This is a genomic window from Cyclobacteriaceae bacterium (assembly GCA_013141055.1).
GTDB lineage: Bacteria > Bacteroidota > Bacteroidia > Cytophagales > Cyclobacteriaceae > ELB16-189.
In genome coordinates this window covers 2,833,720-2,855,523 of the sequence record JABFRS010000001.1, presented here as the reverse complement: position 1 = coordinate 2,855,523, position 21,804 = coordinate 2,833,720, and the positions used below count along the sequence as shown (strand labels likewise).

17 protein-coding genes are annotated in these 21,804 nt (G+C 41.9%); 2 read left to right on the top strand and 15 right to left on the bottom strand.

All coding sequences use genetic code 11. The annotated features are described in order from the left end of the window. Window positions 1–36: 36 nt before the first annotated feature. From HOP08_12765 to HOP08_12755, 3 genes are all read right to left on the bottom strand, one after another. Window positions 37–645: a TetR/AcrR family transcriptional regulator gene (locus tag HOP08_12765; GenBank protein ID NOT75791.1), complete on the bottom strand. Its 609-nt coding sequence runs from the start codon at window positions 643–645 to the stop codon at window positions 37–39. Between the two features lie 116 nt (window positions 646–761). Further along, complete coding sequence (locus HOP08_12760; protein NOT75790.1) at window positions 762–1,880, bottom strand: PAS domain-containing sensor histidine kinase; 1,119 nt, start codon at window positions 1,878–1,880, stop codon at window positions 762–764. A gap of 87 nt (window positions 1,881–1,967) precedes the next feature. Then, on the bottom strand, window positions 1,968–2,642 hold the full coding sequence (locus HOP08_12755) for a response regulator transcription factor (protein ID NOT75789.1): 675 nt from the start codon (window positions 2,640–2,642) through the stop codon (window positions 1,968–1,970). A 215-nt stretch (window positions 2,643–2,857) separates the two neighbouring features. Between HOP08_12755 and HOP08_12750 the strand changes: the two genes are divergently transcribed. Both HOP08_12750 and HOP08_12745 read left to right on the top strand, forming a co-directional pair. Continuing rightward, window positions 2,858–3,247 carry a response regulator gene (locus HOP08_12750; GenBank protein ID NOT75788.1) on the top strand — a complete coding sequence of 130 codons (390 nt, stop codon included), beginning with the start codon at window positions 2,858–2,860 and terminating at the stop codon, window positions 3,245–3,247. A 98-nt stretch (window positions 3,248–3,345) separates the two neighbouring features. Beyond that, window positions 3,346–3,882, top strand: coding sequence for a YbhB/YbcL family Raf kinase inhibitor-like protein (locus HOP08_12745; GenBank protein NOT75787.1), 537 nt, complete (start codon window positions 3,346–3,348; stop codon window positions 3,880–3,882). 49 nt (window positions 3,883–3,931) lie between these two features. Here the strand turns inward: HOP08_12745 and HOP08_12740 are convergent, their stop codons facing one another. From HOP08_12740 to HOP08_12685, 12 genes are all read right to left on the bottom strand, one after another. Further along, window positions 3,932–5,158: a sigma-70 family RNA polymerase sigma factor gene (locus HOP08_12740; GenBank protein ID NOT75786.1), complete on the bottom strand. Its 1,227-nt coding sequence runs from the start codon at window positions 5,156–5,158 to the stop codon at window positions 3,932–3,934. Between the two features lie 50 nt (window positions 5,159–5,208). After that, window positions 5,209–5,547, bottom strand: a complete 339-nt coding sequence (locus HOP08_12735; GenBank protein ID NOT75785.1) for a transcription initiation protein — start codon at window positions 5,545–5,547, stop codon at window positions 5,209–5,211. 71 nt (window positions 5,548–5,618) lie between these two features. Then, window positions 5,619–5,975: a transcription initiation protein gene (locus HOP08_12730; protein ID NOT75784.1), complete on the bottom strand. Its 357-nt coding sequence runs from the start codon at window positions 5,973–5,975 to the stop codon at window positions 5,619–5,621. A gap of 95 nt (window positions 5,976–6,070) precedes the next feature. Then, window positions 6,071–7,087, bottom strand: a complete 1,017-nt coding sequence (locus HOP08_12725; protein ID NOT75783.1) for a formylglycine-generating enzyme family protein — start codon at window positions 7,085–7,087, stop codon at window positions 6,071–6,073. A 27-nt stretch (window positions 7,088–7,114) separates the two neighbouring features. Beyond that, on the bottom strand, window positions 7,115–8,116 hold the full coding sequence (locus HOP08_12720) for a multidrug DMT transporter permease (protein ID NOT75782.1): 1,002 nt from the start codon (window positions 8,114–8,116) through the stop codon (window positions 7,115–7,117). Window positions 8,117–8,127: 11 nt separating this feature from the next. Further along, window positions 8,128–9,756, bottom strand: coding sequence for a sulfatase (locus HOP08_12715; GenBank protein ID NOT75781.1), 1,629 nt, complete (start codon window positions 9,754–9,756; stop codon window positions 8,128–8,130). Between the two features lie 21 nt (window positions 9,757–9,777). After that, window positions 9,778–11,328: an ADP-ribosylglycohydrolase family protein gene (locus HOP08_12710; GenBank protein NOT75780.1), complete on the bottom strand. Its 1,551-nt coding sequence runs from the start codon at window positions 11,326–11,328 to the stop codon at window positions 9,778–9,780. Between the two features lie 9 nt (window positions 11,329–11,337). Then, a complete protein-coding gene (locus tag HOP08_12705; GenBank protein ID NOT75779.1) occupies window positions 11,338–14,007 on the bottom strand; it encodes a T9SS type A sorting domain-containing protein in 2,670 nt (889 codons plus the stop codon). After that, a complete protein-coding gene (gene rbsK, locus HOP08_12700; GenBank protein ID NOT75778.1) occupies window positions 14,004–14,969 on the bottom strand; it encodes a ribokinase in 966 nt (321 codons plus the stop codon). The genes HOP08_12705 and rbsK overlap by 4 nt, the downstream gene beginning before the upstream one ends. Window positions 14,970–14,997: 28 nt before the next feature. Continuing rightward, a complete protein-coding gene (locus HOP08_12695; protein ID NOT75777.1) occupies window positions 14,998–16,881 on the bottom strand; it encodes a hypothetical protein in 1,884 nt (627 codons plus the stop codon). A 23-nt stretch (window positions 16,882–16,904) separates the two neighbouring features. Further along, window positions 16,905–18,482, bottom strand: a complete 1,578-nt coding sequence (locus HOP08_12690) for a RagB/SusD family nutrient uptake outer membrane protein (protein NOT75776.1) — start codon at window positions 18,480–18,482, stop codon at window positions 16,905–16,907. Window positions 18,483–18,523: 41 nt separating this feature from the next. Then, the gene (locus HOP08_12685) at window positions 18,524–21,661 is read right to left on the bottom strand and encodes a TonB-dependent receptor (GenBank protein NOT75775.1); all 3,138 of its coding nucleotides are present in this window, start codon (window positions 21,659–21,661) and stop codon (window positions 18,524–18,526) included. Window positions 21,662–21,804: the final 143 nt, after the last annotated feature.

Sequence of the window (21,804 nt, the reverse complement as noted above, 5' to 3'; positions counted from 1 at the left end):
ATTATTCATTAATAAAAGGGATTGGGAAATGGGTGATTAAAAATCTGCTTCCTCATTGAAGAGGCTTTTATAGATAACTTTCTTTCGTTCTTTCAAGAAAGTCTTGTATTCATTTTCATCAAGATCAAACATACCTTGCAGGATCGGCTTGGCTACCAGAGGATAGCTACACATGGACATCAGATTAGCCATGAAGTGCTCCGGCTTGATCGGGTCAATGGTACCCTTACTGATCTCATCTTCGAGTTGAGGAAAAATTGTTTCACAAAGATTCTGGCGCTTCTTCTTCAGGTATTCCTTTTCTTTTTCCGGATTCGTGTTGATCTCCGAAATAATAAAATTCTGCATGTATGGATACCGGATATTCCGGTCAATAAACACGTCCAGGTATTGGCTGATCTTCTTTTTAAAAGGATCCTTCGACTTGAAGATGTCGGAGATCTTTGTCCGCGTCTCACTGACCGCCTCCTCAAATACCGTTTGCAAAAGCTGCTCACGACTTCGGAAGTAATAGTGAATCAGGGCACGATTGACCCCCGCTTCATCCGCAATTTCCTGCGTAGTCGCCTTTAAACGGCCCTTTTGGAAAAAGATCTCTCTGGCGGTGTCCTTAATTACTTGTTCCGTTTCCTGCGTAGATGTCACTTGTCATATTTGTTTAACAATTTTGTTAACCAGCAGTCATGACAAATGGTTCAGTCTCGTTATTCTTTTTTAAGAATACGAGGAGGTAATCCGGTAATCTCCTGATCCTGTGATTTCTACTCTTTGGGCAGCGTGAGTTTAAATGCAGTGCCCTTGTTCTCCGTGCTGGTAAATTCTATTGAACCGCTCATTAGCTCAGCGAGACTTTTCACAATAGAAAGTCCCAATCCGATGGAGCGCTCTCCATTCAGGCCTGTTCTCCCAGCAGGCGTGTATTTCTGAAAGACCATTGGCTTAAGATTTTCCGGAATGCCAATGCCATTATCAGCAATGGTAACAATTATGACATGGGCCATTTCGTCAATGGAAATATCGATGGATCCGTACTCATGCGTAAACTTGACGGCATTGGACAGCAGATTATTCATGATCTGGAAATACTTAACATCATCTCCATTGATGAATAATTGTTTGGGACCGCTTTTATAGCGCAATTGTCTTCTGGGGTAAGAATGATTGAACTGATCGATCACACTCATTACATTGAGCACGGCATCAAACCTGTTCTTCTTGACGTAGATCGTCTCCGATACTAAATGCTCCTCTTTTAAAAAATCGTAAATAAAGTCGAGACAGTTGTGAGTGGTGTCTTTCATGAATCCAATCAGTTTACCGGCTTCTTCAGAATTACCATCCTGGAATTTCTTTTCCAGCAAATGAATAACTTCTTTCGATAACAGCAGTGGCCCGCTTAAATGGTGAGAGAGCATTTCCAGAAGAGAATCTTTCTTCGCTCCATAGGTAATGATATACTGAGCATGCTCTTTTGCTTTGGTAATATTCCTGACAAACGCTACTATCTTATCTTCATCAGCAATGTAAGTTGCATCAACAGAGACATAGATCGGATGATTACCCGCAGTGACGTTAAATTCAATATCACATACCGATCCATCCTTTTTTAAATCAGTTAAGTGACTTTTTATATAATCCACATCTTTTTCAAAAGTAATTTTCCAGAGGTCATCATAATGAATCATTCTCCCCGGATCAGTAATTTCCAGTATGCGCTTCAATGTATCGTTGATATATTCAATGCGGCCGTTTTTTAAGTCGACTACTAAAACTCCGGTCTTGGAAGTCTCCCCGATTTTCTGGAGTGTTGGTAATTGCAGATTGCTCATAAATTCAGAAACTATTTTTACATCGGGATTTCCCGGATACGATACAGTCATTGAGGATAACCAAAACTCAGGCCGTGGCAGAAGAATGTTTTTGTATGAAAGGCTTCAAAAGCTCTAACATCACAGCTATCCTTTACCTTACATGCTGATCAATCCTCTGGCAAAAGAATAGGCGATCAGTTCATTCGTGTTTTTCACTTCAGCCTTGGAGACGAGATTCTTTCGATGCGATTCAACTGTCTTTTCAGCAATGAATAATTTTTTGGCAATGGCACGTGAAGAGTATCCCTTTGCAAGAAGTTCCAGAACTTGTTTCTCTCGTTTTGAAAAGAACTCGTCTTTGCTCTTCAATGTATCCTCGAGTCCAATCAAAAATCTATTGAGATTTTTTAATCGTTTAGATGTTGCTTCACAGATATACTTCTTACCGGAATAAACCACTTTTATGCCTTGAATGAGCTCCTGATAGCCTGCTTTCTTGGAAATAAATCCCATGGCACCGGCCTTCATCGCACGGGCTACCCGATCAGCATCATCATATACTGAATGAAAGATCACTTTGATTTTGGGAAACTTCTGATTGACAATCGTGCATATTTCAAATCCATCGATGGTCTTTACTTCCTTCATCGAGTCCAGGTATATGTCCAGCAACAGAATGTCGGTCTGGCCGTCAAGCTTTTTCATTAGCTCATCGAAGTCAGAAGCCTCTCCGCTGATGGCTATTTCCTCATCCGTGGTCAGAAGAAATTTTATCCCATCTCTGATAATCTTATAATCCTCTAAATGAAAAACTTTGATCTTAACCGCCATCGTGAGAAAATTTTACGCGAATAAAGGAGTCCTCGAATCCTTATTATTTAAAACCTGAGTTAATAATTTAAAAATCATGGTTTTTCCTGATCGCAATGAAAAAACCATGCGCTGGAACCAGGTTAATCTCAGCACAGCTAGAATCAAATGATTATACTTGTGCACAAAGAGTTGTGGCAATTTTTCCACGATTCCTCCCCTAAACTGATTATATAATGACACTCTTTTACGCGGACGATGATCCGGACGAAATCGAGCTCTTTGGATATGCGTTAAGGGCTATTGATGAGTCTATAGAGTTTATCACAGCTAAGAATGGCGAGGAGGCTCTTGTCATTTTACAGCTGAATGAACCCCCCACCTTTATTTTTCTGGACATTAATATGCCCCGTCGTAATGGGATGGAAGTGCTGGTGGATATCAGGAAAATCTCTCACTTACGCGATGTGCCGGTAATGATTTATTCCAGCACCACAGATGAAAAGCAAATGAAAGAAGCGGTCAAGCTGGGAGCTACAAAATTCATCTCCAAGCCATCTTCTGTCAGAGAGCTTTCCAAGCTCCTCAAATCCGTACTAGGTGTTTCTCCGGGTGGAGTTGCCTGATCTTCTATGGTTGTCTTTTAAATCAGCCCGACTGAATTTATTAGAACCAAACGCTTCCTACCTTTGTTTTCATGTAATCAATCTAAACCCACTTACACATGAAAATCATAGTAGCGTTTCTTGCGTGCATCCTCACAACGATAGGTCTTTCTGCACAAACCTTTACCTTAAAGAGTAATGAAGTCGGTGGTCAGGCAACCAATAAACAATTTGCAAACGTCTTTGGATGTAAAGGAGAAAATATCTCTCCTCAACTTTCATGGGAGAATGCGCCTGCAGGAACACAAAGCTTTGCAGTAACTATTTTTGACAAGGACGCACCTACCGGAAGTGGATTCTGGCATTGGGTGATCTTCAATATCCCTGCTGACGTGAAAGAATTAAAATCAGGAGCGGGAGATATTTCCAAAGGTCTTGCACCGAAAGAAGCTATTCAGATAAATACAGATGCCGGAACACCGGGTTATGTCGGACCCTGCCCTCCTCCCGGAGCACCACATGAATACCTTATTACTGTGTATGCACTGAAATCCAAACTGGCATTGGATAAATCTGCAACACCGGCATATGTAGGATTTAATTTATCAGGCACTCTTCTGGCGAAGGCTTCTATTGTGATGTACGGAAGACAGTAACCAATTTATATCTGAGGGTTTGGAGATTACTTTCAAATCCTCAGATTCTTTAAAGTTTTTGAAGCTTGTCATTTATAACTTTTGAATCGGCGGCCGTCTTTGCCATCGAAAGCGCTTTTAGTAAATGCTGCTTCGCGAGCACCGAATCAATGCCTGTATAAAGTTCTCCCAGCAGGGCAAAATAAAAATGATTATCCGTCAGCTGAAGCTTCTCCGCCTCAATGATTGCCTCGGGTTTTCCATTTGCTTTTGAAAGTGCATACGTTCTGTTAAGTGCGGCAATGGGAGAATAAACGATCTCTAATAATTGATTATAAAGCTGAAGGATACTTTCCCACTTTTCACGGGAATCACTTTTTTGTGTGTGCCAATACGCAATCCCGGCTTCAAGGTGGTATCGTGAGATCATATCTCCATTTGCAGCACCATTCAAAAAATAACCTCCCTTCTTAATAAGATCTGAACTCCATAACCCAGGATCCTGATCGTCATATAAGATGAGTCCTCCATCCTTATCAATGCGTGCCTCAAAGCGTGACGCATGAAAACACATCAGTGACATCAATGCATTTACGGATGGAGTATTAGTTTCCTGGGTTTCAATCAGCATATAGCAAAGTCGCATGGCCTCCAGGCAAAGCTCCTTGCGAAGTGTCTTGTCCTGACTTACAGAATAGTACCCTTCGTTGAACAACAGGTAAATAGTGGTGAGGACGGTTGATAATCTTGCTTCTATCTCTGAATCTGCCGGCAACTCAATAGCAATTTTCTCTTCCCGAAGTTTCTCCTTTGCCCTGAAAAGTCTTTTGTTGATCGTTTCCTTATTCGTAAGGAACGCATTGGCAATCTCCTCAATTCCAAAGCCGCACAGGATCCGCAATGATAATCCGATTTGACTCTCCTGCGGAATGGAGGGATGACAAATAGCAAACATCATCTGCAGTTGACTGTCATTGATACTCTCAGGAGATAGGTCTATGTCGATGTGTTTCAGCTGATCCGTTTCGATTTTCAGATCCGGAACAATCTTATCATGAAAGATTGAACGACGGGTAAGGTGATTGATGGCTTTATTTCTGGCAACATTATAAAGCCAGGCAACCGGATTTTCTGGAGAGCCTTCCAAACCCCAGACCTGTGATGCCGTGAAGAAAGTCTCACTTGCAATGTCTTCCGCTATTTCAATTTGCTCAAAGCCAAATCTTCGAGACAATACCGAAACAATTTTCCGATACTCTGTTCTGAACAGATGTGGAATGAGAGGTTGGCTTTTCATTTTAAAAAACGAAGCCTGCAAATTGCAGAGCTTCGTCTTAAAGTTAAAGATCAGAAAGCATTGATCTCTCTTACTTCAACTTCTCCACCCATCAATAATACAGGGCAGCCGTTTGCGAGTTCAACCGCTTCATCATAGGAATTTGCTTTCACGATCGAAAACCCGCCAATGAACTCTTTCATTTCAATAAAAGGACCATCTGTGACGAGATTCTTCTTCACAATTTTTCCGTGATGCATCAACCTGTTTCCTTTGGTAACAAGCTTATTCTGTGCAGCAATGCCGCCGACCCAATCCATCCATTTCTTTGTCCTGGATTTTGTCTCCTCTTCCGAAACCTCAGGCAGACTATTCCAATCTCCCCTGAAAACAAATAAAAATTCTTTCATAATAATGATTGTTTAAGTTATTGATGACTCCATAACAAACAGAGAAATCAAAACTGGACATTCAGAAAGCCTCAGGAATTGTTGTGAACGGAAACTATTTTTCTCACCTCCACACTGTTTCCTTCTCCCTTCAGGATTGGACAGCCCTTTGCCAGACTCACGGCATCATCAAAGTTCATTGCGTTGACTTTTATAAACCCGGCGAGAGACTCTTTTATTTCTACAAATGGACCATCTGTCATTACCTGATTCGGCTTCAGCACCTTTCCTTCTGTTGACAATCCTGTTCCACCCAGGAATTTTCCTTTGGCAACAATGGTGTTGATCCAATCCTGATACTGTTTCATGTAGACCTGCATCTGTTCCGGGGATGGCTGCGCTGACTTATCAGTAAGGTTGAGACGCATTAAGATCACGAATTCTTCCATAATTGAAATGATTTAAGTTTGACACACTCATAACAATCGAAATATTCAGTATTGGACAAAAGTTGTTCAAAATCATTAAAAAAATAATGTGATTATTATTTTACAGTTCTAAACCCAATATTCGAGCTTCCAGAATCAATAGAAGTCGCCTGCCTTGCGCTGGGGCGATAATTTGAACAATAGTTGGAAGCGCAAAGAAATGATCCGCCCTTGGTAACTCGTTTGATTGCATACGGATCATTAGGATCGTAAGAAGAAGCAGGTCCTTTTGGATCGTTCGTTATTGAATTTGCTGCAATCGTCTGAAAATAATCAGCAGTATAAAAATCTGAAGTCCACTCCCACGCATTCCCGATCATATCATAAAGTCCATATTCATTGGCAGGAAAACTTTTCACGGGTGATGATAACTCAAATCCATCTTCCTTCAGGTTCCTTACTGGAAAACTTCCCTGAAAAGTATTTGCCATGTACGATTTCTTTGGATTCATTTCACCGCCCCAACCATAGCGTGCCTGTTCCTTTCCACCACGCGAAGCAAATTCCCATTCCGCTTCTGTTGGCAAGCGACTTCCCTCCCATTTGCAGTAAGCAATTGCATCTTCAAAGGCAATCTGAACAACGGGGTGATTCCACCGACCTTCCAAGTTACTTTCAGGACCTTCCGGGTTTTGCCAGTCAGCGTCGGGAACAAACGCCCACCACTGCGAGTAATCGTTCAACATTACCGGCTGATCAGGTTGGATGAATACCAATGACCCAGCCATTAGCAAGCTGTCGGGCGGTGCGGGTGTGTCAGGAGGTAAACTGCTTTTCAAATCTTCCCAAGTTGGCTTGCGCTCCGCCACCGTTTTATATCCGGTGGCATCAATAAATTTCATGAATTGTTCATTGGTGACTTCTGTTTCAGACATCCAGAAACCGGAAACATGAACTTTATGAGCAGGTCTTTCATGATCATAGGCTTCCGTTTCATTGGTGCCCATGATAAAATCTCCACCCGGTATCCATACCATCCCAGGAAGTGGCGCTGATTCCTTAGAGGGTTTTTTCGAACAGGATACGTTCAATAAAACCAGGATAATAAAAATATTGACAAGCAGCCTACCCATAATAGCATTAACAATGAACGGGCAAAGTTATTGTCCTGCTAAGATGATGGAAATTATTCCTGCAAAAAAGAGAATGAACATGATTGCAAGCAATGTGGACACGCCTTTGGGGGCATTCCTGAATTCCTTCCAGATAAACACTCCCCAGAAAGCTGCAATAAGAGTAGCGCCCTGACCAAGGCCATAGGAAATAGCGGCTCCAGCCTTGCCTGCAGCAATCAAATTGAAAGAGTTTCCGATTCCCCAGATAAGTCCACCCAGGATCCCTACCATGTGAGTGAAAAAACTTCCTTTGAAATAAGCTGTATAGCTCGTTGGCTCGCCACTGATTGGACGCTTTAGAAGAATAGTATTAAAAACCAGATTGCTCAGGAATATTCCAACAGAGAAAATTACTACGGCTGTATAGGGAGTCATCAATCCAGCGGCAGGGTCTTTAAAATTTTCCATATCCATTGATACAGCAATGAATCGATAGAAGAAAGACATGAGTATTCCTGCCAGAATAGATACCACGATACCCTTTGTCGAAACCTTCTGACTTCCTGAAGTTGATTTTTTATAAGCCAATGCATTAACGAGAATAGCCAAGGTGATTAATCCAACTCCAGTAAATAATAATAAAGGATCTCCACTCTGTGCACCATTGTAATTAACAATGACACCTAACACCAATGCAATTCCAATTCCTACTGGAAATGCTACAGACATTCCAGCGATGGCGATAGCAGTTGACAATAGTATGTTAGCAGCATTGAAAATAACTCCACCGATAAGGGCGCTTGAGATATTGCTCATATCCGCCTGACGAAGATCATCAAGAAACCCTCTTCCATTCTCGCCATTGCTTCCAAGTGTAAAAGCAAAAATGAGCGACAGCAACAGAATTCCTATTACATAGTCCCAATAGAATAATTCATAACGCCAGGTCTTACCGGCAAGCTTCTGGGTATTACCCCAGGATCCCCAGCAAAACATAGTGATGAAGCAAAAAATAACTGCCGTTGAATATTCTTCTATGATAAACATGATCTTCTTATTTAGTTATTTCCTTTTTTATCTCCCGCCGGGATGTCATACTTGAATCCTTTCCAAGGTTCCTTGTCAGCAACATATTCAGGATTTGGCTGCATCATCTTAGCTGAAACACTTTCTCTCCATTTCTGCAGCATGTCTCTCAGCTCGTTAACAATCAGAGGTTCCTCCTTAGCGATGTCATGCAATTCACCCAGATCTTTATCAAGATCAAACAGCTGGACAGTATTGTTCTCGTAATATTCCAGCAATTTGTAATTCTTGTAACGCACCGCCCCGCCCGGACTTTGCATTCCATGATTGCTGTAATGAGGGAAATGCCAGAAGATAGCATCGCGATTGATCGTCTTCTCTCCTTTTAGTGCAGGAACAAAACTTTTTCCATCGACATGCTGTGAAGGCAGTTGTGACAAGCCTGCCATCTCAAGAATGGAGGGATAGATATCAGTATGAATGACGGGCACCTTGCTAACAGAGCCGGGTTTTTTTATGCCGGCCCACTTTACAATCATTGGTACGCGCAGACCACCTTCATACATCCATCCTTTTGCACCTCTTAAGGGAAGGTTGGAAGTAGAATAGAATTTATCAAGTTGAGTTGAGTCAACTTTTTTGCTTGGCCTTCCGAAATTCGCTGCAGACATTCCTCCGTTATCGGAGAGAAAAATGATGATCGTATTTTCGGCGATGCCCAGCTCCTTTAATTTTTTCATGACACGTCCCATGCTTTCATCCATGGTTTCCACCATGGAAGCAAAGTTTGTGTTATCCTGGCGCTGCTTGATTTTTACGGTTCCCCGCGGCAACTGGCTGTAGCCTTTGTATGCCGGATCCTTCAAAAGTGAAACTCTTTCCTGGATCGTCAGAGGGTCAGAATCCGGATTACCCTCTAATATATAAGGAGTGATTTTGGATTTTGATTTAGCCGCCAGCTTCTTCCTGTACTTTTCTACCAGATCCTTCCTTCCTTCAATCGGGTCATGGACTGTAAAATGTGAGAAATAGAGGAAAAAAGGCTTGTCGCGAACACTTTCCATATATTTCAAAGCATCATCGGTGAGTTTATCTGTAAGGTATTCACCCTCTTTTCCATCATAATTCGGAAGCTTAAATGGTGCATAATATGTAATCGGCCATCCTTTACTCCAGTCAGCTGGAATGTGAGTATCAAAACCATGTTTGGTAGGGTCGGAGGGATTCTCACCCAGATGCCATTTCCCAACAATCGCAGTACTGTATCCTTTTTCTTTTAATGCTTCGGCAAGAGTGGTTTCTTCATAAGGCATCTGCTGAACAACCTCAACATTTTTTAATTTCTGATAAGCGAAGTCATTTCTTCCTGGCAGCCAATCTGTAAGATTCATGCGGGCTGGATACTTACCGGAGAGAATTGCAGCACGGGAAGGTGAACACACATGACAGGCGGCATAGGCATTGGTGAACTTCACTCCTTCCTTTGCAAGCTTGTCAATATTTGGTGTTTCATAAAGTGTACTCTCAAAACAACCAACGTCGCTCCAACCGAGATCATCGATCAGGAAGACTACAACATTCGGTTTTTTTACCTGAGCCATTGCCGTCAACGTCATCATCAACACAACCACCAGGCACGCAATTCTTTGAATGGATTTCATACGCTTTCTCAAGTCAGTAGATTACAATTTGATTTCACTTGGTTTATCATCAAAAATGATGACATAATTTATTTCGGGCTGGGCATAATCAATAGGGTTAAGAATTTTCACCACCACTTTATGCTTCCCTTTTGGCAATTGATATTTCCAGAAAGGTGTAAATCTTCTGTTGGTTTCTTTAGTTGAAAGTCTGGCCTTCTCCACAAGCTTATCGTCGATGTACATCTCTGTGTTGAACTCAGGATTTTTTCCATCATAGTTCTTGAGATTTGGAGGACTTACAAGCGCGAATCCTACACCATCAAACTCAAAAGAGATCTCTGTTTTCGAGATTTTGGGATTAATCAAAGCAACCGGATAGTGATCTTTGAAAGATACTTCGAGCGGAACAGTCTTTGGAACTTGTCTTTTTATTACTACCTCATTTTCTCTGATCTCTCCTCCATTCTTAGCAATCATTTTTTCAGCATGCTGATAAGAAAGATCATATGCCTTTGTCAAAGAGATGGAAGTTCCCATGAAGGGGATTTGCTCCACCTTATCAATGCCTTTTTTCCAGAAGTCGGGAATTTTATTGTAGCCAACGATCGCTGCTAAAATCCCGCCTGCAGAAGCTGGATTACAGTCAGCATCATCACCACATCGGGTTGCTATCTCAAAAGTTCTTGTAAAATCACCGTTGCCATACAGTAGCCCAACGAGTACCCATGCAGCATTTATTTTAGCATCAATATTGAAAGGCTTGAAAATTCCAAGAGGCGAGCTGGTGTCGATTGACCATTTTCGATTGACTTTGTACCAGGTTGCTTTCCAGTCGTCCGGATTTTCCTTATGCCATTGAATCACATCGTTTATGCATTGCGCAAATTTGCTTTCAGCAGGAATTGTTTTCAAAGCCTCTTTTGCAATGGATTCAATTTCACTTGTGCTGTTTGCGGCAAGCGCGAGGGAATAGAGTCCCGAGATATATACGCCACCATAATATCCATCTCCATAATTCATAATATGACCTACGCGATCGCATATTTCAATTCCCGAATTGATCATTCCAGGTGACATCAATCCTGCAAAGTCTGCCTCGATCTGAAAATCAATATCATCAGCACATGGATTATTCAGCCAATGACCCGATTGTGGCGGAGTCAATCCATTTTGAATATTATAGCGTGCCATTTGATTGGCAAACCATAATTTATAATCTGCATTACCGATGGCATCAGCAAATTGCTGCGGAGTTGCATCCATCCCCTTATCTTCGAGCACCTGTACAAAGGTCAGGTCCATGTATATGTCATCGTATGTTCCAGGCTTGGTTTTAAACTCATTCGCCAGAAGAGTATCATTCCATTCAATCTTTTGGTTGTCCTGAACCATTGTGGTATTGTACTTGAATTCAATAGGTGCACCGAATGTTACACCAATGGTTTGAGCTGCCCAGGCACCTTTGATCTTGTCCTTCAGAATTGCTTTTGAAATTACCAGCGGACCGTCATCTGTTTTGGCTTGCTCTGTTTGTTTTTGCCCACAAGCGGCTAGTATTAAAAACAGAAACGCAGTAAGCGATCTTTTCATACGTTATAGTTATTGCTTGATAAATTTATGTCGTTCGGTACCATTGATCAACAGAAAATACATGCCCGGCGCGAGTTGCGAAAGATCTACTGACAGTCCTTTGCCATTAGAGTACAACTCACCCTGCATTCCATATACCTGGTAAACTGTTCCCTCATCATATCCGTCAAGATTCAAGGCATTTTTTGCAGGATTGGGATACACTGTACCATTCTTAAAGCTCTTTTCAACTTCGGTAATAACAGCCGTCCTGGCACCAATGACATTCGGTAAAAACGTTGGTGTATCGAGATATTGAATTTCCGGAACCATGATCGTTCTCCAGTCTGGGGGCCCGATCTGAACTTTGTCTATATAAATGTATGCGGTTGCATATCCTCTGAATTTGACCTGGTAATTATCAGAACTTATCGGACTGATATTAGCCGTTGCTGTGTACCATTCCCAACCCGTTGTCAGATTGACATCTCCAATATTCATCCATCCACTTGCATCTGTTTCCTGAACCCATGATACCAATCTCTTTCCTGCTGCGGTTGCTTTTGCCCAGAAGCTGATAGTGATTTCTTCATTGTGATCCATATGAAATAGCTCATTGCTTTTCATAGCATAGTCCGTTGAGCCATTCATGTTGGTGACAACAGATCGTAAGCCGGTGGTAGAGCCAACTCCGAGACCCGCACCAAGGGTTACAACCTGATCTGTTGTTTTTGGAACGGCAGACCAGTTTCCGGTCTCCATATCTCCATTGGTTATATAGTTAATGTTGGTGAGGAGTTTGTTGTTGAATTTTACATTATCAAAAACAAATCCGCTTAAAAAATCCGCAGCGTCTTCACCTTTTATCTGATTCTGAAAACTGGTGCCCATTGTCATTTTTACTTTCCAGTTTTTGAGATACAGTCCGTCAATATGGGTATGACTAAATGGATCAGGGGTAATATTGAATATCTGTGGAATTGGATTTTCTGTTACAACGTCTTCAATCAGCCAGTTTGTTAGGGAGTGAGACCATCCTGCGTAATGATATTTATTACCAACACAATTTAACAGTCCCGTGTTGAAACGACTTACATCCCACTCTGCACGCAGCACATCCACTCGGCTGATCTTTACATTGTTGGCAGTTACTCCTCCAACATCTCCTCCCCAACTCATTTGAATGATGCCGCCATTGTTAAGTTGCCAAACCACAATATCTGACCAGGTGAGAGAGTCGCGATAAACTTTTATCGCGTCGTCATTAGCCCAGATAAAGCATTTGGAAACATTAGAGCCTGCATAGGCAGAAATTCCATCCATGTTATAAACCCAACCTCCGATAACTTTAGCGTAGTTCACTGTGTTTCCGGTTCCGATCAATCGTATCCCAAAATATTTTGGGTCTGCCACCACCAGTCCCTCCACGATTATATTATTACTGCCATTGATCGCTTCGACGGAGTGCTGGGATCGGTAATTCAGATTGAATGCTGACAGTACACCTCTTCCGAAAATTTTGACGTTCGGATTTGCGTCCATCTTCAGAGCTCCGTATACCCAGGAACCATCTTCAAAATAGATGTTCTTAATATTAGAAGGAACAGTAAAGATGCCAATGTCATGGACACCTCTTCTAAAATAAATTCCGGTATATCCTGTCAGTGATGAAAGACTTCCTGCAGTTGCTTCATACACCACTTTATAGAGAGGATCTGTTTTACTGGGAATGGAAGTCTCAGTAGGGTCAGCAAAAATGATGAGACCATTTTTATAACCATTGTCACCAATCTCCACGGAATATTGTCCTGGTTCGGTGATCGTGAAGGTTACTACATTTCCACTGGTTGTGGATGTAATACCAAAACGTGATGGAAGGATTCTTACAGTCTGACCAGCGACCGGAACTTTTGTAGTATTCAGAACATTAACATGAACTGTAATAGGGTTAGTATAAGAGAACTTTGTGTAGTTAATGGTTCTGTTTGCGAACAAGTCAAGAGGGTTTTGATCCTTGGATTGCATTCCCTGATAGCCTAATGAGTATGTCGGGCATGTACTTCTAAAGGTGTTGATTGGCCAGGTCATGCTGTTTTGACTTAGCGTAACATCATAAATACCGGACTGGGCAACATTTTCGTAATCGACCGGACCGATATTGACATTATCAATGTACATGGTCCCAGTATTGTACCCTCTGAATTTTACTTTGTAGTTATTGGATGTCGAAGTGGTGAGCGTAACAGTAAACTGATATTGCTTCCAGCTTGTGGTAAGATAGGCGTCTCCAAAATTCATCCATGTATTGCCGTCCGATTCCTGAACCCATGGTTGCAATCTCATATTCGCTACTGAACTTTTTGCCCAAAAGCTTACTGTAATCTTATCTCCAGTAACCATGGGAAATACCTGGTCACCTCTGATAATGTAATTTGTATCACCACCCATGCTGGACGTGACTGTCTTTAATGCAGTGGTACTACCAATGCCAGCACCTGATTGAAAGGACACCACAAGATTAGTTGCACCTGGGACACCTGCCCAGTTTCCACTTTCCATATTTCCGGCGGTTGTAAAACTATAAGTCTGTGCCTTTGAATGAGATGCAAGAAGGATAAAGAATAATATCGATATCCCACTCGCGATCCGCAAACCCATCATGTGATTTACGATTGCGATAAATCTGTAAAGTAAAATCATATAATTGGTCGGTTGTTTGTCTTTATTCCATCCTTACCCGAAAATTTTATTCTGGCACTTAGAAACATTTTCACTTCATCTTCTGTAGGGATTGACGGCTGTGCACCCATTCGGGTAACACAGATTGCCGATGCCGCAGTTGCAAAGCGAATGGCTTCGACGATGTTCTTTCCTTTGCTTAGTTCGGCTACCAATGCACCACAAAAAGTATCACCTGCCGCAGTAGTGTCAAGAGCCGTAACATGAAATGCAGGTATAAACTGACTCATATTCTTATTTCTAACGATGCATCCCTTTCTTCCGAGAGTAAGAATGACTGTGCTTGCGCCCCTGGATAGAAGTGTGTCAATGATCTCCTCCTCTCCTGCTTTGCTGATAGATTGTTTTGAAATCATTTCTATCTCAGTTTCATTCACCACAAGTATGTCAACCATTCCAAGCAATGATGTATCAATCTCGCGCGCTGGAGCAACATTCAAAAGAATTTCTGTTCCGTGCTTCTTTGCCAGTTCACAGACCTTCCGAACGGTTTCATATGGAATCTCCATCTGCAGCATAACAATGGAGGCTGAGGCAATCTCCGATTCTATCTGCTGAATATATTCCGGTGTCAGTTCATGATTTGCTCCCGGTGTGACCACAATGCAATTCTCTCCCTCTTTGTTAACAAGAATGATTGCAGTTCCTGTCGGAGCATCCTCAACGATCCTGGAAAAGGAAACGTCAACTCCTTCTTCTGTATAGTACTTCAGCGCATTTCTTCCATTGGAATCATTTCCTAAACACGTAACGAATCCAACATCACCTCCTAAGCGTCGGGCAGCGATTGCTTGATTGGCACCCTTTCCACCCATTGCCTGCATGAAAGATTTTCCGGTAATAGTCTCTCCTGATGAAGGAAAACGATCAACGTTTGTAATTAAATCCGTATTGGAACTCCCTACTACTAATATCTTGCTCATATGCTTTTGATCACATTACACGACTTCATTACTCAATCTTGCTTTCCATCCATGTCAATCTCCATTGCCCCGGTTTTCTATCACCAGATTCGTAGTATGGCAGGAATAGCAGGGCCTGTTGGCCAGATAATTTTAATTCGTAAGCAGGTCCTTTGCTTCCATTAGATCTTGTTGCCGGAATAAAAAGTTCATCTGCTTTCTTTGATCCAATTGACAAAGCTCTTTCACGATCCTTTCCATCGATCAGGCCATTGGCAGAAAACACCAAAGGACCACGCGTCATAGAAACCCAGCTCACATTAAATATTTCACCGCCGCCCTGAGGAACATCTGCCTGCTCGGAACGTTTGTGCAGTGTAAGTTCAAGAGGGAAATCAATATCAATCATATCTTTGGCAGTCCAGGCTCTGTCGATCACAAAGAATTCCCCTTTCTTCAAAGCCGTTACATCCACTGGCTTGCCATTGATATTGATCGTTGCTGTTGAAACCCAATCCGGAATTCTGATCGATAGCGGGAATGCAAGTTTCTTTGATGGTGATACCTCAATCTGAATCTTACCTTCAAACGGATATTGAGTTTTCTGACTGATGCGGACAGGATTTGTATTATTAAGTGATATCGTCGCTTCACTTTCTGTGAATAAATTCACCGCAAGCCCATTGCCTTTTTTGGAATAAATCATAGAAGGCAATTCCTCCAATGCCATTATTCCACTTGATGGACAACAGTCATTGAAGTGTGCTACATGCCAGCTTCCATTCGTGAATGAGTGGTATGTCCAATCCATGCCGTTTGCGTAACGCGCACCCAGCAAGGAGTTATAAGCAGATTTTTCAATCTCCTGTGCATACTTGGCTTCACCTGTAAGATGAAGTAGTTGTTTATTTAATTGAATCCATGACATCGTACTGCAGGTTTCAACAAATCCGTATGGGCTGAAATAATTTTTACGATTGAAGCATTCCATGTGTTTCCCTATTCCACCCCATGGACCGCCCGTGATGGTGAGGTGATGGTCAGCTATATTCTGCCATGCATTACTTACAGCTTTGAGGTAATCCGCATTTCCGGTTACTTCGTATAACTTGGCAATAGCTGTCAGTGTCCAAAGAATCTGATAAGCTTTTCCATCGCCAACATTTTCCATATCACCATTCGCTAAAGAAACAGAAATGAGCTTGAGGCCTTCCTTGGCTTCCATCTCTTTCATAATAGTACCAGCAAGATCCAGGTATCGCTTATCATTTGTTGCCTTGAACAATTCCACAATAGGATCAAGAATTACTGTTGCTGAGATACCTCTGCGTGTTCCGTAATCTGTAATGTCATGAGTGCCATCTCCAAATTGTTTCAGGAATAATTCACCAACACCTTTTGCCGCATTCAGATATTTTGGATTAGGGAAATAGCGATTTACTTCCAGCAAGCCCAAGGTCATGTAACTAAGATTCCAGACATCCCAAGATCTCTTATGAGAAGCTTCATTGTTAGTAATTCGTATCTTGGGAGAGTACACGGCAAGGTATCCATCTGCATCCTGCGTACTAACGAGATAATCTGCGGTTCTGAAAAGTAAAGTCTCTAACTGTTTGTCACCTGTTTGTCTTGCAGCCAGAGCAGTTGTGTAAAGCCATTTTCCTCCATGCTCACCATACCAGTCGGTCTTATCGTGGGCATCCTTAACCTCTTTACTGAAGATTGTAATTAACTCTCCATTATTCCACGATGGTAATGCCGTCAATCTTCCCTTAACACTTCCGGCAATTTCATCTCCAAGCAAACCCTTTACCACCACATTCGATGGGTCTAGAAAGTCTGTCTTGGGTGCCGGTAATGTTTGAGCATCAGAACTGAAAATCAGAACTGATAAGGCAATTGTCGTCGTGAAAAAATACTTTGCTTTCTGCATGATGAGGATTTTAAGAATAAAGATTACCAGTCTGTGTTTTGACTGAGGCTTTTATTGATGTCTCTTTCAATTTGTGGAATAGGCCAGAGATAGTTGCGGCTCGACCAGGAGTTAGTCCATGCAAGCACTTCAACAGTTTGAAGCACGTTGCTTGGATCTAGATATGTCATTCCATAAACCTTTCCGGGCATCACCGTCTCTGCAATTCTCCAACGACGAATGTCAAAATATCGCTGTCCTTCAAAAGCCAGCTCTACCATTCTCTCGTGACGAACAATTGCCCTTAGTTCAGTCTGAGTTTTTCCAGCCAAAATGATGGGCATGTTCACATCAGCCCGTTGACGAATAGAATTTATAGCAGTGTAGACAGATGCATCCAATTGATTCAACTCAACTTTTGCTTCAGCATACGTTAACAGAACTTCCGCATAACGTAACAGAATAAGGTTAATGCCTGAATTTGTTGGCGTAGTAAGATCTTCAGCATTAACATATTTCTTTACATTAAATCCTGTTGGCGAAACTGTGAATGTTGAACCAACAGCATCACCTGTTGTACTGTTAGGTTTAGGATTAAAAGTTGCTCCATTTGGAAGTATGTCTCCCGGAACAAAAACTGAATGACTTAAACGAGGATCACGATTAGCATATGGACTGTTAGGGTTAAAGCCACTTCCGGGTGCATCGATTGCAAGTCCGTTGGTCATCTCATAAGAATCAACAATAACCTTGGTTGGTACAAAGAGGCTCTTGCTACTAAGACTTTGCTGAGCCAATACACTAAATATATCATTAGAGATTGTTCCCTTAATGAACTGTATGTCGAAGATGATCTCTTTGCTATTTTCCTGAGCTGTCGTAAACAATGCTTTGTAAGAAGCATTCAATGCGTAAACGCCAGTTAGATTCATAACAGCCAACGCAGCATCTGCCGCGGCCTGATGACGACCTGCTTGCAGCATATATCTTGCCTTCAGCGCGAGAGACGTTCCTTTTGTTACTCTTCCTTTTTCGGTTTGAGTGGTTGGAAGCTGATCTGCTGCCTGAGTCAATTCCGTTGATACAAAGTCCCACACATCACTAACGGGTGTCCTTGTCAATACTTTGCTTTCCGCCAGGGAAATTTCAGTAGTAACCAAAGGAACATCGCCGAATAGAAAAGCAAGACGACCATAAAAGTAGGCACGCAAAACCCGTACTTCTCCTTTCAATCTGTCAATCAGTGCAGCATTCGTTGTTTGAACTTTGTCAACATTTGCTAAAAATGAGTTTGCGGTACGTACTCCAGAATAGAGACTTACGTAGTCTGTATAAACTCTGCTATTCAATGCATCAAACTGTCCCTGCAGAATAAATGATTCCGGTGATTGTGGTAAGTGAGTATACCCAATGTCTGTCATGCCGTCCCAGCTTGTATAATGACTGGCGGTTTCTATCATGTGGGTGTACACCGCGTTAGCTCCAAGCGTAGCATCCTTTTCTGTCTTCCAGAAAATATTGGTGGAGATCCGGTCATTTGGAATCGTGTCCAGCAAATCGGCACAACTCTGAAAGATCAAACATACGATCGTCAGGATTGCAATATTTTTAAATGTCTTCATGGTTTCATTCTTTTGTTGTGAATAAACATTTTTGATGGTGATTAAAATTGAAGGTTAACCCCCAATGTGTACACAGCTGTCTGAGGATAATAATTCTGCCATCCAGAAGAAGCTTCAGGATCCAGATTCCATTCATTCAATTTGGAGAATGTCAGAACGTTGGTTGCAGAGAAATAAACACTGGCTTGTTCCAATCTTATTTTGCTCAGCAATGAAGTTGGAATCTGGTAAGCAAGTTGAACATTCTTTACTCTCAGGTAAGATGCGTCAACGAGCATCCTGTCTGTTGAGGCCTGATTTCTAAGATCCTGTTTGGTTGGTCTTGGAAATCTCGCATCAGTATGTTCCGGTGTCCAGTAGTTATTGGTATAAATGTCTGGAGTAAATCCTTCAAAATTTCCTGCCTCACCCAATGCTCGGGCGATTCGCATCTTAACATCAGAAACACCTTGAAGAACGAGATTAACAGAGAAGCCCTTATACGCAACATTGATTGTTCCACCAAATGTATAGACAGGGAATGAGTTACCCAGATTGGTCATGTCGCTTGGATCAATTTTGCCATCACCATTCAGATCAACCATCTTTACATCTCCTGGTTTTGCAGCCCGCATGAATACAGGGTCAGCATCGGCTTCAGCCTGAGTTTGATACAATCCTGCTGTTTTATATCCCCAGAAAGCATTGATAGGATATCCTTCACCTGTGATGTAACGAGGATCAATGTCATTACCAACAATGTAAGGACCTGTTCCCGCAAGACTCACAACATTATTATTGTTAATGCTCAGATTGACATTAGCATTGAGACGGAACTTTCCAAGCTGATTACGTGCGCCGATCAGGAATTCCCATCCTTTATTGTCAACTATCCCGGCATTCTGACTGCTTGGTTGCAAACCCAACGCTCCCGGAACTGGAAGGGTCAGAAGAATACCATCGGTTCTCTTGTTATAATAATCAACAGAAAGTGTAAATCTTCCGTTGAGAAACTCCGCATCCAGACCAATATCTGTTTGTGCTGTTGCCTCCCATGTTAATGTTGGATCCGCAACAGTTCTCTGCTCATAGCCTTGTGCTACAACATTATTAAAATTGTAGGTTACAGAAGACATAGTAGGAAAGTATCCGTAGAGGTTTGCATTATTGTTACCTGTCTTCCCCCATGATGCTCTTAGCTTCAGGTCAGATACAGTCTCTCTAAGTGAACTCCAGAATTCTTCCTGCGAGATTCTCCATCCTGCAGAGAAAGAAGGAAAGGCGCGATATTGATTTGATCCTGTGAAAAAGGATGACCCATCGTAACGTCCGTTTGCTTCAAATAAATACTTACCTCGGAATGCGTAATTAAGTCTTCCGAAATAAGAACGAAGGCCCCATGTATAATCAGAACCTCCATTATTTTTAGTTGCATCATTCAAACCCTGACCCAGGGACTGAACATCATTGTTATAAAAACCCTGACGAAAGGCAGTAATGGAAGTGTTTGAATGATATATCTGTGAATAGCCTGCTAGAACTTTAAATTGATGATCATCAGAGACTTTAAAATCGTAAAGCAAAAGATTATTCCAGGTGACTTCACGATCCACAAATCTTGATTCTGTAAGATTATTTATGAGATTGGTTTTCTTAACCGTTACAGAATCCCTTGTTTCCCATGTGTTGGTGTAATCTTTACCGGTAGTGAAAGAAGACCTTGCACCTAACTGAGATGAGAATGTAAGACCCTTGATGATCTCCCATTCACCTCTTACGTTTCCAAAAATGTAATCATTCATTACTTTATTCAATCCACCGCTTTCGGCAAGCAACAAAGGACTGTTTCCCTGAGTACCACCGCCATAGACTCCATTGGGATATTTAGGCACTGCCCAGATTGCATTCTGCATCATGAAACGAAAAATATCAGTGATGCCATGAGGTTCCAGTGTATTTTGATTCCTGTAGTTGAGGTCGGTGCTGATCTTGATTTTTTCAGAGACTTTGAAATCCGTGCTAAGACGAATGTCATTGAGTTTGGATTCGGTATTAGCGATGATACCTTGTTGTGACTGATTGCGTACGCTAAGTCTTGCTTTGAAATTATCATTTCCTCCGCTGATGGCTACCGTATTGTTGATCTGTGGAGCATTCTTGTACATCGTATTGAACCAGTCATACGGTAGTGGATATTTTAAGCGATCTCTCATTGTTCCCGCAACATAACCGGGTCTTCCGGCATCGGTATATTGAGGTTGAGAAGCAGGCGGCGTTGCTCCAACATTCTGGTATGCGATTTTTTCAAGTTGCAGATAGCTTTCGATGTCCATTGCTTTTGGAACGCTGATGGCACTTTGAATGGCAAACTGTCCACTGTAACTAACAGTAACTTTGTTTGACTTAGCTCTTTTGGTAGTGATCATCACAACGCCATTTCCTCCGCGCGATCCGTAAATAGCAGAGGAGGCTGCATCTTTCAACACAGAAATTGATTCAATGTCATTTGGATTTATGTATCCGTATGGTTGTTCAATACCATCAACAATAATCAGTGGGCCGTTATTACCCACCTGCGCCGTCTGAGTTTGATCCAATCCCACAGGAGTATAAGGTTTATTAATGCCACGAATAACAATTTGAGCATTGTTGGATCCAGGCTGACCACCGCGATCCAGGATTGTAACGCCTGGCATTTTACCTTGCAAAGATTGAGCAAGACTGTTAACGGGTCGTTGAACCAACTCATCTCCTTTTAAATCGGAGATTGAGTTTGTAACACTTACTTTTTCCTGAACACCATAACCTACGACAACAAGTTCCTGAAGGGCGACGTTGCTAGCAATGAGATTCACATCGATTACTGATTTTCCACTGGCTGTAATTTCCTGCGTTTCGAATCCAATGGCACTGAACACCAGGATGGACGCATCATCTGGAATCTGAATGTTATATCTGCCATCCACATCCGTGACAGTTCCCAGTGAAGTTCCTTTGATAAGAATGTTTACACCCGGTATTCCTTCTTTATCGGTGTCGGATATTACCCTTCCCGAAACGGAGGTTGCTTGTTGCTCTTCTGAGGGGATCAAAAGAGGTGCCGCACTTCCGCTGATTGCCAACAGTTGGCCTGCAAGAATAAGAAGTAACGACAGCAGACTGGCGGTGCTTCTTACACTGTTGAGTAGTTTTCTTTCCATATGGTCTTTGTTTTTAACGGTAGGCCAATATTAGAAAAAGGCAATATTTTGCACAAACGTTTGTTCAAACAATCGTTTGAAACAAGGTTTTAGATATGTAAGTGTCTCATTATTTGCATTTTAAAATATTAAAAAGTTCTTAA